The sequence below is a fragment of the Paraburkholderia acidiphila genome (assembly GCF_009789655.1).
GTDB lineage: Bacteria > Pseudomonadota > Gammaproteobacteria > Burkholderiales > Burkholderiaceae > Paraburkholderia > Paraburkholderia acidiphila.
On sequence record NZ_CP046909.1, the window covers coordinates 2,001,071 to 2,018,252 of the forward strand.

Here is a 17,182-nt window from a genome sequence, read left to right on the forward strand (position 1 = left end):
GGCTGGAGCGGGTTTTCACTTAACCGCGTTGACGCGGTCGACATTACTTACCTTTGGCGTCCTTACTAATCATGTGAGCTGGAAATTCGTACTTTCGTCAGCCCACATACTTACTAAATACCATCATTTAACTTTCACACGTTGGGCACTAGCGGGTTCGCTTCGCGCCTGCGCGCCCCCAGTTGCGCGTCGCGCGCCATAGCACGGTGGCGTCGGCATAGCCCACTGCGCGAGCCACGGCCGCGTTGGTCATGCCCTCCTGCTCGCGCAGCACCGCCACGCTGCGTTCGCGCTCCTCGCGGATGATCTGGCGCACGGAAGTGCCGGCATCGGCGAGATGCCGCTGCAAAGAGCGGTCCGAGAGCCCGAGGTCCTTCGCGATATCGCCGACCACGAGCTTCTCGCGCGCCAACCGGCGCGTCACGAGATCGCGTACCTGGTCCACGAGCGTATGCGGGATCGTGTCGCGCGAAATGAGGTCGGTAGCGTGGCGCTCCATCATGCGCGCCATCTGCACGTCCGCGCTCTTGAGCGGCGTGTCGAGATCGTGCGGGTGCACGACCACGCCGTTCGCCGGCTGCTGGAAGCGCACGGGCACGCGAAAGAGGCGCATGTACGGCTTGAGGTCCTCGGGCGCCGCGTGCTCGAAATGAATCTCGCACGGCGTCCACGCCGCGCCCCGTACCTGGCGAATCATGTGGCACATGGCGGAGACGCTGTATTCGGCGTCCTGCCGGCGCGGCCAGATCTGCGTATGCGCGATACGGTAGCTCCACATCGGCCACGCGTTGTCGGTCACGAGGTCGACGGCTGTCGCGCTTTGCCACGAGCCAAGCGTATCGGTGAACTTACGGATTGCGGCGCCGAGCGTAGGCGACGACATGAACACGAGGCCAGCTGGCCCCAGTTCCGTGAGCTGCAATTCGGCGCCTAAACGCAGACCGAGAAACGGTTCGTCGAGCACCTGCGCCGCACGTTCGAATGCGCCTACATAGCGCCCCAGCGCCACGATTTCATAGGGATTGGAAAGCTGCCGGCGGCTCAGGCCGAACTCGGCCAGCAATGCATCGCAGTCCGCACCAGCGGCGTCGAGCGCACGCACGATGGGACCCATCACGGCGCCTCGAATCATCGGGAAACCGCTATTGACAGGCACTCTTTTCATGTCTCGCTCCATTAGGGCCTGTATGCGCCGATGGTTTTCATCATCGATCGTCTCTGGCGCACTCTATCGCCCCTTTGGCGCGCTTTGCAAGCGCGAAAAAAATACGGCGTTTCTACGATTGACCCATCGACATGACGCGAGACGAATGCGAATTCCTCATACGGTCCTACGCCATGTTGCGCCCAACGTCATCCTTACGAAATGCTTATGAACACGAATCCGAACGTGCATCCGCTCGACCCGTTGAGCCTCGCCGAAATGCAGCTTGCCTGTGACATCGTGAAAGCCGCCGAGCAGCTCGATGAATATGGGCGCTTTCCCGTCACCGAATTGCACGAACCGCCCAAAGCGGAAGTGCTCGCCTACAAGCCCGGCGAATATTATTCGCGCCGCGCCTTCGTCATCGCCATCGACCGCACGCGCAGCCAGACGCTCGAATTCGTCGTAGACCTGCGCGAGAAGAAAGTGGAATCGCGCAAGGCGCTCGCACTGCAAAGCGCGCCCTATGGCCAGCCGCCCGTCATGATCGAAGACTTCATGAATGCGGAGCGCATTGTGAAGGAGGACGCTGCGTGGCGCGAAGCCGTCAAGAAGCGCGGCCTCACCGACGACGAACTCGAGCGCGTGCAAGTCGATCCGTTCTCCGCAGGCGCCTTCGACCGCCCGAACGAAAACGGCCGCCGCCTCGTGCGCTGCGTAAGCTACTACCGTGAGTCGTTGACCGACAATGGCTATGCGCACCCGATCGAAGGCGTCGTCGCCGTGGTGGACCTGCTGGCGCACAAGGTGATCGAACTGATCGACGACGGCCGCATCATCCCCATTCCGCGTGCAAAGCACAACTACGACACGCAGAGCCTGGGCGAGCCGCGCACCACCGTCAAGCCACTCTCCATCAGCCAACCCGAAGGGCCGAGCTTCACGATAGACGGCTGGCAGGTTAGTTGGCAGAACTGGAAATTTCGCGTGGGCTTTACGCCGCGCGAGGGCCTCGTGCTGCACCAGATCACGTGGGACGACGGCAAGAGCGCGCCGCGTCCTATCGTCTATCGCGCGAGTGTGACCGAGATGTGCGTGCCCTACTCGGATCCCACCACGAACCACTACTGGAAGAGCGCGTTCGATGCGGGTGAATACGGACTCGGCAAGCTCGCGAACCAGCTCGAACTGGGTTGCGATTGCCTCGGCACGATCCGCTATTTCGACATTCCTTCCGCCGACGATTTCGGCAACGGCTTCACGATGAAGAACGCCGTGTGCCTGCACGAAGAAGACTACGGCACGCTCTGGAAGCACTACGAATTCCGCACTGGCGTGTTCGAGATGCGCCGCTCGCGCCGGCTCGTGATCTCGTTCTTCGCAACCGTCGGCAACTACGACTACGGCTTCTACTGGTACTTCTATCAGGACGGCACGATCCAGCTCGAATGCAAGCTCACGGGCATCATCCAGACCTCGGCGGTGGCCGATGGCGACACGTACCCTTGGGGCGGCATGGTCACGGAAAACCTGGGCGGCCCGACGCATCAGCACTTCTTCAACGCGCGCCTGCACATGATGGTGGATGGCGAGAAGAACTCGGTGACCGAGCATGAATTCGTACCGCGCGCGATGGGTGCGGAGAATCCGTACGGCAACGTGTTCGATACGACGAAACGCGTGCTCAGGACCGAGCAGGAAGCGGCGCGCAACGCCAGCGGCCAGACCGGGCGTTTCTGGAAAGTCGTGAACCCGAACGTGAAAAATCGCGTGGGCGCGAATCCGGGCTACAAGCTCATCATCAACGACTCCCCGCTCATGCTCGCCGATCCGAACTCGAAAGTGCGCCAGCGCGGCGGCTTCGCCACGCGCCACGTATGGGTTACGCCGTACGACACGGCGCAGCGCTACGCGAGCGGCGATTACCCGAACCAGCACGCGGGCGGCGACGGCCTGCCGCGCTATATCGAGGCGAACCGCAACGTGGAGAACGAGGACATCGTGCTGTGGCACAGCTTCGGCCACACGCACGTGTGCAAGCCCGAGGATTTCCCCGTGATGCCGGTGGAGTATGCGGGCTTCATGCTCAAGCCCAACAACTTCTTCTACGGCAATCCGGCGATGGATCTGCCGGGCGGGCGCGATCCGCACAGCGTGCAGGACGGCGCGGACGCGCCCGAAGCAAAATCGTGCTGCCACAGCAAGCAGTGAGCACGCGATGATGTCGCGCGAGCGCCGCCTTGCTGTCATGCACGCAGTACGTCTCTTGTGTCTCTGGGCAGCGATCACGGGCGGCGCAAGCGCGCTTGCCGCGGGCATCATGAGCGCGGCGATGCAGGCCGGCGCGCCGTTTGCCGCATTCGCCGCAAGCGCGCTTGCCTTGCTTGCGATGGCGCTGATTCCCGGCGCGCTCGCTCGCTGTTTCGTCGCGCGCGCTACCGTGCCGGTCGCAAGTGCGCTCGTACTCACGATGGCGGCTATGGGCGAAGGCGCGCGCGCAGGCGCAACGGGAGCACAGACGCCGCTCATCATGGGCGGCTTTATCCTGATCGCCGCCGCGTGGCTTCACTTGCGGCGTACACGTGAGAGCGGCGCAAGATCGGCACATGAGCACGCTACGACCCCAGCGTGGCGCAACGGCGTGCTGCTCATCGCACCCGCGCTCCTTGCCGGGCTATCGAGCGGTGTGCTCGCGCGTTTCCAGTTCTTCGCGCTCTGCGGCGGCGCTGCGTATTCCGCGGCACAGGTCGGGATATCGCTCGCCGCAGTGAGCCTCGCAGGCTGGCTTGCCGATCGCGTCGATTACCGGCGCGCGCTGCTCGCGCTCTTCGTATTGCGCGGCGCGCTGCTCGCCGCACTCACGTTCGATTCGCTCGCACCGTGGGCCACGCTCGCCGCACCCGCTTTCGCCGTGCTCGACTACCTGACGCTCCCCACGCTCATGCGCGGCGGACGGGCGTCGCGCGCGTCGGGGGCGGGCTGCCCCGGCCTCGCGCACCATGCGGGCATGCTGGCAGGCGCTGCGTTCGCCACCACGTCATGGGGCTTTGGACAAGGTTTCTACGCGCTGTTCCTCGTTGGCGGCGCACTCAATCTTGCTTGCGCTTACGCATTCGCGGCCCCAAGCCGGTTCCGCGCACCTACGCCCTACTCCGCTTCAGCCGCGCTCGCAGCGGGCAACACAATCGACTTACGCTGAAAGCAACACCACCAAAAACGTTCGCATGACTACCGAAACCAGGAGACGGTATGGACCGCCAGGACTACACGCACACGATCCGCACGCAGATGTTCGTTGACGGACGTTTCAGCGAAAGCGGCAACGGCCGCACGTTCGCCGTATTCAATCCCGCCACCGGCGCCGAGATCGCGCAGGTGCCTGACGCCAGCGACGCCGATATCGACGCAGCCGTCACGGCCGCGCGTCGCGCATTCGAAGCCGACACGTGGCGACGCCTGTCGCCGGCCGCGCGCGAGCACCTGCTGCTCAAGCTCGCCGATCTCGTCGAGCAGCACGGCGACGAACTCGCGGCGCTCGAAACGCTGAACCAGGGCAAGCTGCTGGGCTTTTCGAAGATGCTCGAAGTGGGCGGCAGCGTGCAATGGCTGCGCTACATGGCCGGCTGGGCGACCAAGATCGAGGGCAGCACCGTGGATCTCTCGCTCGCATTCCCGCCCGGCGTGCGCTACAACGCCTCCACGCGGCGCGTGCCCGCAGGCGTGGTCGCCGCGATCGTGCCGTGGAATTTCCCGCTGCTGATGGCGGTCTGGAAAATCGCGCCTGCGCTTGCCTGCGGCTGCACCGTGGTGCTCAAGCCCGCCGAGGAAACGCCGCTCACGGCCATACGTCTCGCCGAACTCGCGCACGAAGCCGGTTTTCCGCCGGGCGTTTTCAACGTCGTCACGGGACAGGGCGAAACGGCGGGTGCGGCGCTGGTGCGCCATCCGCAAGTGGACAAAGTCACCTTCACGGGCTCGACCGAAGTGGGCCGCATCATCGGCAAGCAATGCGCGAGCGACCTCAAACGCGTGTCGCTGGAACTGGGCGGCAAGAGCCCCGTGATCGTGCTCGATGACTGCGATCCGCAGCGTGCCATCGAAGGCGCGGCCGGCGCGATCTTCTTCAATCACGGTCAGGTGTGCACGGCAGGCTCGCGCCTGTATCTGCCGCGCGCGCGTTACGAGCAGATCGTCGATGGCATCGCACACGTTGCGCGCACAACGGTACTTGGCTCGGGCTTCGACGCGGCCACGCAGATGGGCCCGCTCGTTTCGGCGCGCCATCGCGCCAAGGTCGCGGGGATGATCGCGCAGGGGCGCGCCGAAGGCGGTGAAATCGTGGCGGGCGGCGGCGACGGCAATCGCCCCGGCTTCTTCATCGAGCCCACCGTGATCTCGAACGCGGCGAACAAGCCGCTCACCGTCGTGCGCGAAGAGGTGTTCGGGCCGGTGCTGGTTGCCATGCCGTACGACGATGTCGAGGAAGCCATCGCGGCGGCGAATGCTTCCGAGTACGGTCTTGGCGCCAGCGTCTGGACCAACCAGCTCGACCGCGCACTGCGTGTGGTGGACAGCGTGCAGGCCGGCACGGTATGGGTGAACACGCACAACATGGTCGACCCGGCGCTGCCCTTCGGCGGCTTCAAGGCCTCGGGCATCGGCCGCGAGCATGGCCGCGCGATCATCGACGCGTATACGGAGACTAAATCCGTCTGCATCGCGTATTGAGCGCCGCGGTGCATTGTTAATCGAAATGGAATGATGAAACCCGGCGGCACGCAATGATCGCCGCCTGGGTTTCGTTCATGATCGGGTCGGTTCACACACCACTCACGGGAAGGACTCCGATCATGAACGCATCCACAAACTCGCGCGGCGTCGCCATCGTCACGGGTGCCTCGCGCGGCATCGGCGCCGCCATTGCCGAACGTCTCGCGCGCGACGGTTACGCCGTCGTCGTCAACTACGCCTCGCGCAGCGCGCAAGCCGAAGCGCTCGTCGCGAAGATCGGAGCGCAAGGCGGCCGCGCCATTGCCGTGCAAGCGAACATCGCGAAGGCCGACGAAGTGCGCCGGCTCTTAGACACCACCGCAGAAACGCTGGGCCAGCCCACGCTGCTCGTGAACAACGCGGGCATCATGAAAACGGTCACCGTCGCCGAATCGACCGACGCCCTCTACGACGAAACCTTCGATATCAACGTGCGCGGCACGCTCAACACGCTGCGCGAAGCGGCGACGAAGCTCGCAGAGGGCGGCCGCGTAATCAACTTCTCGACCTCCGTGCTCGCGATGAACCTGCCCGGCTACGCGCTCTATACGGCGAGCAAGGCGGCTGTGGAAACGATCACGCGCGTATTCGCGCGTGAGTTGCGCGGACGCTCCATTTGCGTGAACGCGGTCGCACCAGGGCCGGTGGCGACGGAATTGTTCCTCAGCGGCAAGACCGAAGAGCAGGTCCAGCACTTCGCGAACATGCCGCCGCTGCAGCGCCTCGGGCAACCCGACGACATTGCGAGTGTCGTGTCGTTCCTCGCGGGCCCGGACGGCGGCTGGGTCAACGGCCAGGTGTTGCGTGCGAACGGTGGGATCGCCTGACGCGCCGCCCTGCGTGGCATCGCGACGGTATTTGGGCGAGATGTGGTCCGAGGGCAAAGCGTTGGGGCATGGAACCGCCGGTCCCGGCCGGTGCTACACTCCTCCGTGCTCGAAAGACAGAAAAACAGAGCCGACGGGATAGCGCGCCGGCTCATATTGCGCCCTCAACCACTCCAGACCATGTATCTGTCCATCCTCGCCGTCGGCATTGGCGGCGCGCTCGGTTCGCTGTTGCGCTGGGTTCTCGGGCTGCGCCTGAATGCCCTCTACCCTGAGCTGCCGCTCGGCACGCTGGCGTCGAACATCATCGCGGGCTATGTGATCGGCGTCGCGGTCGCATACTTCGGACGCATGCCGCAGCTTTCCGCCGAATGGCGCCTCTTCGTCATCACCGGACTCATGGGCGGCCTCTCGACGTTTTCGACCTTCTCCGCCGAAGTCGTTTCGCATCTGCAGCACGGGCGCTTCGGCTGGGCCGCAGGCGAGATCGCCATTCACGTATGCGCCTCGGTCATCATGACGATCCTTGGCATCGCAACGGTCTCGGCGCTGATCCGCTGATCCGCAAAGCAAACGGCCGCGTTCGCCATTCGCGCAACGCAGCCGCCTTCATGATGCAACAGGAAGATCAGGCAGGACGCTGATAACCGCCCAGCAAGCCATTCTTCGAAAACACCCACTGCCACAGCTGGATGTCGCGCGCACGGAACGCCCCGGCGCATGAAAGCAGGTAGTAGCGCCACATGCGGTAGAAACGCTCGCCCATCTGTGCCTTGAAACGCGGCCACGCGGCCTCGAAATTCGCGTGCCACGCCATGAGCGTGCGGTCGTAGTCGGCGCCGAAATTATGCAGGTCTTCGGTCACGAAGAGGCCGCCCGAAGCGTCCGCGATCTGGCCGATAGTCGGCAGCATGCCGTTCGGGAAGATGTATTTGTCGACCCACGGATCGGGCGTGGTGTCGCGGCGGTTTTTGCCAATGGTGTGCAGTACGAAAAGACCGTCGTCGACAAGACAGCGCTGCGCGACTTCCATGTAGGTGCGATAGTTCTTCGGGCCCACGTGCTCGAACATGCCCACGCTCGCAATGCGGTCGAACTTCTCGTCGAGCAACCGGTAGTCCTGCAAACGGAATTCGACGGGCAGATCCTTGCAGCGCTCGGCGCCCAGCGCGGCCTGCTCCTTCGAGATCGTCACCCCCACGCACGACACTCCGTAGTTTTCGGCCGCGAACTTCATGAGGCTGCCCCAGCCGCACCCGATGTCGAGCAGGCGCATACCGGGCTTGAGGCCCAACTTGCGGCAGATGAGATCGAGCTTCGCCTCCTGCGCATCATCGAGCGTCTTCGCGCCGCCCGACCAGTAGCCGCAGGTATAGGCCATGTGCTTGTCGAGCATCGCCTCGTAGAACTCGTTGCCGATATCGTAGTGCTGCTGGCCCACTTTCCACGCCCGCCGCACGGTCTGGCGGTTCATAAGGCGCGCTTTGAGCGCGTAGAAGACGAGACGGGAGGGATCGATCTGGTCATCCAGATGCGCGCGCAACACATGTGCGAAGAATTCATCGAGCTGCTCGCAGTCCCACTGGCCGTCCATATAGGCCTCGCCAAGGCCCAGGTTGCCTAGCGCCAGCACGCGCTCGGGCACCTGCGGGTCGTGGATGCGCATGTCCCACGGCCGGGTGCCGTTGAACTTCACGTCTGCGCGCGCCAATAGCTGGGCGGTAAAGCGCCAGGCCCCCGAAACGGTGGCCTCACGAACGGGATGAGCTGCTTCGAGATCAGTCGTTGCCATACGTGCTCCATGTCGGCTGGAGTCGGGTCCTTGGTACCTGGCTCCCATGCCATTCAAGAGGTTGCTATCAAGACATTCGTCGTCGCGCGCGCCGCGAGAAACTCTATGATGCACCCACTTCAAAAAACGTGCAGGAACACGCACAGCCCATACAGGGCGGGCCATAATCGCAAACTCGACAAAACGCATCGCCCGGACGCTGGCCAACAGCGCGCCCGAACTGGAGAAACCCATCATGGCCTATGACGACAAAAACATCTTCGCGCGCATCCTGCGCGGCGAAGCGCCCTGCATCAAGGTGTACGAGGACGACGCAACGCTCGCGATCATGGACGTCATGCCGCAATCCGAAGGGCACCTGCTCGTGCTGCCGAAGGAAGGCGCCGAATTGATCTACGATCTTTCGCCGCAAGCCGGCGCCGCCGCGATGGCGACGGTGCAGAAGATGGCGGCCGCATTGCACAAGGTGCTTGCGCCTGAAGGCCTGTTGATCGCGCAGTTCAACGGCGCCGCCGCCGGGCAGACCGTGCCGCACGTGCACTTCCATCTGATTCCGCGCCGCGCGGGCGAGGAACTGCGCCCGCACGCGCGTGAAATGGCCGACATGGCGCAGCTCGAAGCGCTGGCCACGCGTATTCGCGCGGCGTTGTAAGTAATATGTATTACTTACGTTAGCTTATATTAAGACTCAAATGCCGTCGAATTGAACGAATTCGTCGAGCGGTACGCGCGCCGAGCGCCATTGGTTGATGGGCGCGCGCGTGTCTTCATGACCGATCGCCATGCCGCAAAAGACCATGCGTTCGCGCGGCAAGACAAGAAACTCGCCGACGCTTTGCGCGTAGCGCGCCCAGCATTCCTGCGCGCAGCTATGCAGGCCGGCTTCGCGCAGGAGCAGCATGACCGTCTGCAGAAACATGCCGAGGTCCGCCCATTGCGGCGGCCCCATCTGACGATCCACGCTGCAGAAAAGTGCGAGCGGCGCGTCGAAAAACGCGTAGTTGCGCGCGAACTGCCGCAGCCTGCCCGGCCGGTCATCGCGAGCGACGTCGATGCTGCGGTAAAGATCCTCGCCCACCTGGTAACGACGCTCGCGATATGGCGAACTTAGGTCGCGCGGATACACGTCGTACTCCATCGACTCGCCAGCGGGCGCCTGCGCAATGCGATCGGCCATGATCGCCTTGAGCTTCGCGAGCGATTCGCCGCCCAGGACGTGAACATGCCACGGCTGCAGATTGCCGCCCGAGGGCGCGCGCGCAGCGGTATCGAGCACGCGGCGAATGACGGCGGGGTCCACCGGATCGGGCAAAAACTGGCGCACGGACTTGCGGCTGGTAACGGCTTCGCTGACCTTCAAGCAGATTCTCCCCGGCGGATCGACGAAGTATTATCGACGATCCCCCGCGCGGCTGCCGTCGCTCGCCGCAGGCGCTCGTGCCAGCGTCAGAACTTGTGACGGATCCCGACCACGACGAGCGCCTGATTGTCGGCGCCTGAACTCACGCCGAAGTCGCCGATCGATGCTTGCGCAACGATGCTGGAGCCTTTCGCGTCGAGCGTGTGGCCGCTCGCCTTCTGATAACCGGCGAGCGCGTAGAGATCGGTGCGTTTGGAGAGCGAGTAGTCGCCGCCAAGATTCACCTGGTTGTAGTGCGCCGACGAGGGGCCGGTGAGCGACGTGTAGTTGTAGCCCGCGCCCGCGCGCAGCGCCGGTGTGATCTGATAGTTCAGGAACGCCGAGCCGTTGTTGAACTTTGCGGTTTGGTGGAAGGTTGAGTACGCATCGTTTCCGTATTGCGTGTTCGAGTAGGCCAACCCGAAGCTCAATGCGCCCACCGAATAGCTGCCGCCCGCGCGCACGATCTGGATGGAGTTCGCGCTTGCAAAGCCCTGATTGATGACCGTGTTGAAGAGACTATCCGAGCTGCTCGTCCAGGTGCGCACGCCCGAAGTGAGCGTGCTGCCGCCGTTGGCGAAGAAGTAGCCTGCTGCGAGCGAGAGCGGGCCGTTCGAGTATGCGGCGCCGAAGCTGTATGTCTGACCGCTGCCGGTGGCCCCGGCCACACCGCCAAAGCCGTACAAGGCTTCGAACTGAAGCCCTGCGATGAGCGGGCTCGCGTACTTGACCGAGTTGCTCACGCGCAGGCTGTTGTCGTAGTTGTCGAGATCGCCTGGCGTGCCGAACACGCCGCCGAACGGACCGTCGGCGGTGAGCGGCTGCACGAGGTCGACGAGCGGATCGTACTGGCGGCCGAGCGTGAGCGTGCCCCACGTCGTGCTGGCAAGACCGACGATGGCCTTGCGCCCGAATTCGCGGCTACCCTGCCCGAGCGCGCCGGTGCCCACGTTAAAGCCGTTTTCGAGCTGGAAAATCGCGGCCAGGCCGCTGCCGAGATCCTCGGTACCGCGCAGGCCCCAACGGCTGCCCGAAAGATTGCCGCTGCTGAACTTGACGAGCGTGGACTGGTTCTGGCCGGTTGCGCTCTGGGCGTTGTGCACGTAGGCGATGCCGGCATCGACGATGCCGTACAGCGTGACGCTGCTCTGCGCGTGGGCGATTGTGGCACCCGATATGGCGAAGGCCAGGGCGAGCGCGGCGGTTAGTGGGCGGCGTGTGAGGGAGGCGTTTTTGTTGTTCATGCGGGCGTTCCGTTACGTGTGGTGGTGGTCGCTGCGCGGTCCTTGCCAGGCGGCTGCAAGGCCGGTGCGCCCACGTTACGGAAAGCCCGGGAAGCGGGGAACGAACGATTTCTGCGTTGCTTAGGGGGAGCGGCGGACTTTGCAAAGCGCAGATCGTGCCAGCTTCTGCGCGCGCGCTTTCCTCCCGCGCGCGGACTCTGCTATAATTCGCCTCCCGCCGGAGAGATGGATGAGCGGTTTAAGTCGCACGCCTGGAAAGCGTGTATAGGTTAATAGCCTATCGGGGGTTCGAATCCCCCTCTCTCCGCCAGAAATGAATAGAAAGCCCCGTATAGTCAATGACTTACGGGGCTTTTGCTTTTGCGGCCCACAAAATAACGCACATGGCGAACGCGGCGCGGCGCGCTTCGGGTGATCTCGTGAAACGGTCTGTCGCCCGTTTCGCGCGATGGCAATCATTGCGCGAAGCGCTTTGTAGAGGAGATGCAGACGTCGGACCCAGACGATTATTCGTTGGTGTCACCGGGCAACCGGAGCACGCGATCACCCCGCGAGTCGTCGATTGCGCGTTCGCGGCGGGCTTCGTCGTTGATGATCAAGGCCTGAGCGAACCAAACGGCTGCGACGACAAAGTACGTTGCGAGAGTTGCCAGAAGGAATAGCGACGCGGCCTCGTGTGAGACGTGTCGGAACAGCCAGTAGAGGCCGAGCATGCAACAAACGATGCCGGCCGAGCCCGCCGATACGAGCCCCCAATAGACCGTCCTGTACACCCAGCCTATTAGATTTCCGGTTTTCGGTCGTCGCAGCAGCACCATGGAGTAGCCGATTGTGACCGGGATGCCTACGGCGAAGTACCGCGTCGCAATGTAGGCATCTGTCCCGAGGGGCGACTTGAGATTTGCAATAACGAGGAACGACGCGAAGCATACGGCGGGGATGCTGAGCATTAATTTGCCCATTCGGTTCGTACCTTCACGAAACTCATCCTGTGCCTTCGTCATGGGATTTCCTTCACTTGACGCACGGGGAGCATCAATCGCACGCTCGGTATATAAGCGGTCGCGCTGCTCGTCGTTGAACACTCACCGTTGAAAGCAACACCACAGAAAAAAACGTCGGGCCGCAGCCCGACGCCGAATTCCCGCGTACTGCTTCGAGGACCGGCGCGGGAACGAGAGGACTTCAGTATCCCCTCTCCCGCGCGTTAATAAAGTGCTAGACCGCACACCGGCAATCAATCACGTCCCTACCCTCACGGATGCCGGATATAGTCCACCAACGCAACCGTATAAGCGTCCGGCTTGCGATCGAGCAGACTCACGCCAATCGCCACAAGAAAGCCCGCAGGCACACCGAACACGCCCGAACTGATCGGCTCGATGCCAAACCATCGCGGACCCGCAAATCCCGTGAGTTGCGTAAAGAACGGGTACGTCGAAACGATGTAATAGACGCACACAGTCAGCCCCGCAACCATACCGGCCACGGCACCCAAACGCGTCGTACGCTTCCAGAACACGCCGAGCACGAGCACCGGAAAGAGACTCGACGCCGCGAGCGAAAACGCCGCCCCCACCAGAAAAAGAATGTTGCCCGTATTGAGCGACGCCACATACGAAGCGAACAGCGCCACGCCGAGCAGCAGGATCTTCGACATCGTCACGCGCCGCTGGCTCGACGCGCCCGGATCGACCATGTGGTAGTACACATCGTGCGAAAGCACGTTCGAGATCGTGAGCAGCAGCCCGTCTGCAGTCGAAAGCGCGGCCGCGAGCGCACCCGATGCGATGAGCCCGGACATCACATACGGCAGCCCCGCGATTTCCGGCGCGGCTAGCACGACCATGTCGGGCTGCATCTGGATGTCGCTCCAGCGCACCACGCCGTCGCCGTTCACATCCGCGATGCTGATGAGATACGGCTCGACGCGCCGCCATTGCATGACCCAATGCGGAAGATCGTCGAAGCGCTGCCCCACCAGATGCGTGAGGATCTCGAACTTGATCAGCACCGCCAGCACCGGCACGGTCAGATAAAAAAGCGCGACGAAGAAGAGCGTCCAGCCCACCGAGCGCCGCGCCGAGGCCACCGAAGTCGTCGTGTTGTAGCGCGTGAGAATGTGCGGCAGGCTCGCCGTGCCAAGCGAAAGACACAACAGTAGCGAGAGAAAGTTGCGTTGATGAATGCGCCGCTCGGCCTCGTCGGCGGCGGGGAATGGTTCGTTCATCGGCACGGGCGGCGTGGCGCGCTCGAGCAGGTCGTCGCGCTGGCGCGTCCACATCATGCGTGCAGCGTCCACGTCTCGCGGGAACGCATTCAATTGACGCTCAAGCGAATCGATATCGCGCAGCGGGCCGTTGTGGCGGCGCAGGTCCGCAAGCGACTCAACCAGGTGCGTCTTCTCCGCCACGTACGACTGTGGCAGCGTGTCGAGGCGCGTCTGCCACTGCGCCGCGTCCTTGCGGTATGCGTCGCGCACGGTGGCTTCCGTACTCGCGCCGCGCACGTCGCGCTCGAGCGCTTCCACGCGCTGCATCACGTTGCCGTAGTCGACTTGCGGCAGCCAGCCGAGGCCGTCGCGATGCGCGATCAGCGAGACCGGAATCAGGATGGCCGCAATCAGGATGATGTATTGCGCGACCTGGGTCCACGTCACGGCGCGCATGCCACCGAGAAACGAACACACGAGTATGCCCGCCAGCCCGCAGAAGATGCCGATGGCGAAATCCACGCCGATGAAGCGCGTCGCGATCAGCCCCACGCCCTGGATCTGCGCGACGAGGTAGACGAACGAGCAGAGGATGGTCGCCAGCACCGCGAGCGCGCGCACGAGGTTGCTCGAAAAGCGCGTGCCGAGGAAGTCGGGAATCGTATAGCGCGCGAGCTTGCGCACATACGGCGCGAGCAGGAACGCAACGAGGCAATAGCCGCCTGTCCAGCCCATCAGATACGCGAGTCCATCGTAGCCGCTCGCGTAGAGCGAACCCGCAAGGCCGATGAACGACGCGGCGGAAAGCCAGTCGGCGGCGGTCGCCATGCCGTTGAAGAACGAGGGCACGCGCCGCCCCGCCACGTAGTATTCGACGAGGTCGGAGGTGCGCGAAAGCAGCCCGATCACCGCGTACACCGCGATCGGCACGAACAGGAACACGTAGCCGATCCACATGCCGGGGCCGGTGGCAAGCTCGATGCGCCACATCACATAAACGAAGCCAAGAAAGCCGAGCGTGTACAGCGCGTAGGAGCGGATCAGCCGGTGCGCGAGCTTCATCGTTGCTGGGCCCTGCTCGCCTCGCGGATGGCGGCGTCGGCTTCGCGCGCGGCTTGCAGCACGCGGTCGGCGCGCTGCATCAGCACGATATAGATTGCCACGAGCAGCACGTAGAGCAGGATCGCGCCCTGTGCACCCAGGTAGAACGGCAGGCTGAAGCCCGCGAAGCGCACGTCGGCGAGCGTGCGCGCAAAGAGCGGCGCGACGAACGAAACGAGAAAGCCGATCGTCATGAGCACGGCGATCAGCGCGACGTTGAAGCGCCAGTAGCGCCGATGCGCGCGCGCCATCGCCTCGCTCACCGGGGGTGGCTCGGGCAAGGGATTGAGATTGTTCTGAGGGGTAGTGTGTGGCGCGGCCATGCGCCTGTGTAGCAAAAACGCGTATGGCCGGCAATCGGGGGCAATGCGGGGAGCAATGCGATGCGCGGCGCCAGGCAAGGCGCCGCGCGAACCTCAGGCTTTAGAGCGATTCACCAAGCTGGTCCAGAATCGCCGGGTTTTCCAGCGTGGAAACGTCCTGCGTGATCGCCTCGCCCTTCGCGAGCGAGCGCAGCAAGCGGCGCATGATCTTGCCCGAACGCGTCTTCGGCAGGTTTTCGCCGAAGCGGATGTCCTTCGGTTTCGCGATCGGTCCGATTTCCTTGCCCACCCAGGCGCGCAGATCGTTGGCAAGCTTCACGGCTTCGTCGCCCTGCGGACGCGTGGCCTTGAGCACCACGAAGGCCACCACGGCTTCGCCGGTGGTGTCGTCGGGGCGGCCCACCACGGCGGCTTCGGCCACGAGCGGGTTCGCCACCAGCGCCGACTCGATCTCCATCGTGCCGAGGCGGTGGCCCGAGACGTTCAGCACGTCGTCGATACGGCCCATGATCGTGAAGTAGCCCGTGTCCTTGTCGCGCACGCTGCCGTCGCCCGCGAGGTAGAGCGTGCCGCCCAGCTCCTCGGGGAAGTAGCCCGACTTGTAGCGCTCCGGCTGACCCCACACGTTGCGGATCATCGACGGCCACGGGCGCTTCACGACGAGAATGCCGCCCTGCCCGTTCGGCACGTCCTGGCCGGTTTCGTCGACGATCGCGGCCATGATGCCCGGCAGCGGCAGCGTGCACGAGCCCGGCACGAGGGGCGTCGCGCCCGGCAGCGGCGTGATCATGTGGCCGCCCGTTTCGGTCTGCCACCACGTGTCGACGATCGGGCAGCGCTTGCCGCCCACGTTTTCGTAGTACCACACCCACGCTTCGGGATTGATCGGCTCGCCAACCGTCCCGAGGATGCGCAGCGACGAAAGGTCGTAGCTCTTCGGGTGCACCTTCGCATCGGCTTCCGCCATCTTGATGAGCGATCGAATGGCCGTAGGCGCCGTGTAGAACACCGTGACCTTGTGCTTGGCGATCATGTCCCAGAAGCGCCCCGCGTTCGGGTACGTGGGCACGCCTTCAAACACCACCTGAGTCGCGCCGATCGTGAGCGGACCATAGGCGATATAGCTGTGACCCGTGATCCAGCCGATATCGGCCGTGCACCAGAACACGTCGTTCGGCTTGTGATCGAAGGTCCACTTCATGGTCTGCGCGGCCCACAGCAAGTAGCCGCCCGTGCTGTGCTGCACGCCCTTCGGCTTGCCCGTCGAGCCCGACGTGTAGAGGATGAAGAGCGGGTGTTCCGCGCCCACTGGCACCGGCGCGCACGTGTCGCTCTCGGCCGCCGAAATCTCGTGCATCCAGTGGTCGCGGCCTTCATGCCAGGCGACCTTGCCGCCCGTGCGCTTGTACACGATCACGCTGTGCACCGCTTCGCAGCCGCCCATGGCGAGCGCTTCGTCGGCGATGTTCTTGAGCGGCAGCGCCTTGCCGCCGCGCATCTGTTCGTCGGCGGTGATGAGCGCGACCGCGCCCACGTCGACCATGCGTTCGTTGAGCGACTTCGACGAGAAGCCGCCGAACACCACCGAGTGCGTAGCGCCTATGCGCGCGCAGGCCTGCATGGCGACGACGCCTTCGACCGACATCGGCATGTAGATGACCACGCGGTCGCCCTTCTTCACGCCGCGTTTCTTCAGCGCATTGGCGAAGCGCGACACGCGCGCGAGCAGGTCCTTGTAGGTGACGTTCGTGACGGTGCCGTCGTCGGCTTCGAAGACGATCGCGACGCGCTCGCCATTGCCCGCTTCGACGTGGCGATCGAGGCTGTTATACGAGGCGTTGAGTTCGCCGTCTTCGAACCACGTGTAGAACGGCGCCTTCGATTCGTCGAGCACCTTCGTAAAGGGCTTTTGCCAGGTCAGCGTTTCGCGCGCGAGGCGCGCCCAGAAGCCTTCGTAATCGCGTTCGGCTTCGGCGCACAGCGCCTTGTAGGCGTCCATGCCGGACACCGTGGCGCCAGCCACCGTTTGCTCGGAAGGCGCAAAGACGCGGCGTTCCTGAAGAACCGATTCAATCGCAGACATCGACAACCCCTTGGTGAAGATGAAACGTCAAACTCGTGGACACGCATGAGCATCTTCAATGCCCCTGCGCGCCGTCTCCGTGCGCCGCCGCCCGTATAAAGGCGCGGCGCTATTGGCTTGCGCTGCAGGCCGCCATCGCGGCGTCGCAGCATGCATGGGCGCGCCCGCTTCAAAGCCCGACTTGTAGCACGAACGTGCGACAAGACGATCTGCGCAAACCACCCATGCCGGCAAGATTAAGCGTAGCAACTTACCACCCACTTACGCGCGCACATGCGGACATTGCA

At 63.8% G+C, this 17,182-nt stretch carries 14 protein-coding genes and 1 tRNA gene; 7 read left to right on the plus strand and 8 right to left on the minus strand.

Features of this window, described 5'->3' with window-relative positions; genetic code table 11:
• Positions 1-148 precede the first annotated feature (148 nt).
• Positions 149-1,165, minus strand: a complete 1,017-nt coding sequence (locus tag FAZ97_RS08935; protein ID WP_158758120.1) for an AraC family transcriptional regulator — start codon at positions 1,163-1,165, stop codon at positions 149-151.
• A 207-nt stretch (positions 1,166-1,372) separates the two neighbouring features.
• Between FAZ97_RS08935 and FAZ97_RS08940 the strand changes: the two genes are divergently transcribed.
• The 5 genes from FAZ97_RS08940 to crcB all read left to right on the plus strand — a co-directional run bounded on the left by FAZ97_RS08940 (position 1,373) and on the right by crcB (position 7,302).
• On the plus strand, positions 1,373-3,355 hold the full coding sequence (locus tag FAZ97_RS08940; protein WP_158758121.1) for a primary-amine oxidase: 1,983 nt from the start codon (positions 1,373-1,375) through the stop codon (positions 3,353-3,355).
• A 37-nt stretch (positions 3,356-3,392) separates the two neighbouring features.
• Positions 3,393-4,343 (plus strand): hypothetical protein, encoded by a 951-nt coding sequence (locus FAZ97_RS08945; protein ID WP_158758122.1) that lies wholly within the window; start codon positions 3,393-3,395, stop codon positions 4,341-4,343.
• Between the two features lie 50 nt (positions 4,344-4,393).
• Positions 4,394-5,872 (plus strand): phenylacetaldehyde dehydrogenase StyD, encoded by a 1,479-nt coding sequence (styD, locus tag FAZ97_RS08950; RefSeq protein WP_158758123.1) that lies wholly within the window; start codon positions 4,394-4,396, stop codon positions 5,870-5,872.
• A 122-nt stretch (positions 5,873-5,994) separates the two neighbouring features.
• Positions 5,995-6,741: an SDR family oxidoreductase gene (locus FAZ97_RS08955; RefSeq protein ID WP_158758124.1), complete on the plus strand. Its 747-nt coding sequence runs from the start codon at positions 5,995-5,997 to the stop codon at positions 6,739-6,741.
• Between the two features lie 180 nt (positions 6,742-6,921).
• Positions 6,922-7,302 (plus strand): fluoride efflux transporter CrcB, encoded by a 381-nt coding sequence (crcB, locus tag FAZ97_RS08960; RefSeq protein ID WP_158758125.1) that lies wholly within the window; start codon positions 6,922-6,924, stop codon positions 7,300-7,302.
• A 67-nt stretch (positions 7,303-7,369) separates the two neighbouring features.
• On the opposite strand, the gene cfa is transcribed toward crcB, so the two are convergent.
• Entirely contained in the window at positions 7,370-8,533 is a 1,164-nt protein-coding gene (cfa, locus tag FAZ97_RS08965) for a cyclopropane fatty acyl phospholipid synthase (protein WP_199272046.1), read from the minus strand.
• 235 nt (positions 8,534-8,768) lie between these two features.
• On the opposite strand from cfa, the gene FAZ97_RS08970 reads away from it, so the two are divergent.
• Positions 8,769-9,185, plus strand: a complete 417-nt coding sequence (locus tag FAZ97_RS08970) for an HIT family protein (RefSeq protein WP_158758127.1) — start codon at positions 8,769-8,771, stop codon at positions 9,183-9,185.
• 36 nt (positions 9,186-9,221) lie between these two features.
• On the opposite strand, the gene FAZ97_RS08975 is transcribed toward FAZ97_RS08970, so the two are convergent.
• Both FAZ97_RS08975 and FAZ97_RS08980 read right to left on the minus strand, forming a co-directional pair.
• Positions 9,222-9,893 carry a nitroreductase family protein gene (locus FAZ97_RS08975; protein ID WP_158758128.1) on the minus strand — a complete coding sequence of 224 codons (672 nt, stop codon included), beginning with the start codon at positions 9,891-9,893 and terminating at the stop codon, positions 9,222-9,224.
• A gap of 86 nt (positions 9,894-9,979) precedes the next feature.
• The gene (locus tag FAZ97_RS08980) at positions 9,980-11,176 is read right to left on the minus strand and encodes a porin (protein WP_158758129.1); all 1,197 of its coding nucleotides are present in this window, start codon (positions 11,174-11,176) and stop codon (positions 9,980-9,982) included.
• A gap of 219 nt (positions 11,177-11,395) precedes the next feature.
• Here FAZ97_RS08980 and FAZ97_RS08985 point away from each other — a divergent pair.
• Positions 11,396-11,486, plus strand: a tRNA-Ser gene (locus FAZ97_RS08985).
• A gap of 196 nt (positions 11,487-11,682) precedes the next feature.
• On the opposite strand, the gene FAZ97_RS08990 is transcribed toward FAZ97_RS08985, so the two are convergent.
• The 4 genes from FAZ97_RS08990 to acs all read right to left on the minus strand — a co-directional run bounded on the left by FAZ97_RS08990 (position 11,683) and on the right by acs (position 16,895).
• Positions 11,683-12,180 (minus strand): hypothetical protein, encoded by a 498-nt coding sequence (locus tag FAZ97_RS08990; protein WP_158758130.1) that lies wholly within the window; start codon positions 12,178-12,180, stop codon positions 11,683-11,685.
• Between the two features lie 251 nt (positions 12,181-12,431).
• Entirely contained in the window at positions 12,432-14,450 is a 2,019-nt protein-coding gene (locus FAZ97_RS08995; RefSeq protein WP_158758131.1) for a sodium:solute symporter family protein, read from the minus strand.
• Complete coding sequence (locus FAZ97_RS09000) at positions 14,447-14,770, minus strand: DUF4212 domain-containing protein (protein ID WP_407671754.1); 324 nt, start codon at positions 14,768-14,770, stop codon at positions 14,447-14,449. The genes FAZ97_RS08995 and FAZ97_RS09000 overlap by 4 nt, the downstream gene beginning before the upstream one ends.
• A 142-nt stretch (positions 14,771-14,912) precedes the next feature.
• Positions 14,913-16,895 carry an acetate--CoA ligase gene (gene acs, locus FAZ97_RS09005; RefSeq protein WP_158758133.1) on the minus strand — a complete coding sequence of 661 codons (1,983 nt, stop codon included), beginning with the start codon at positions 16,893-16,895 and terminating at the stop codon, positions 14,913-14,915.
• Positions 16,896-17,182: the final 287 nt, after the last annotated feature.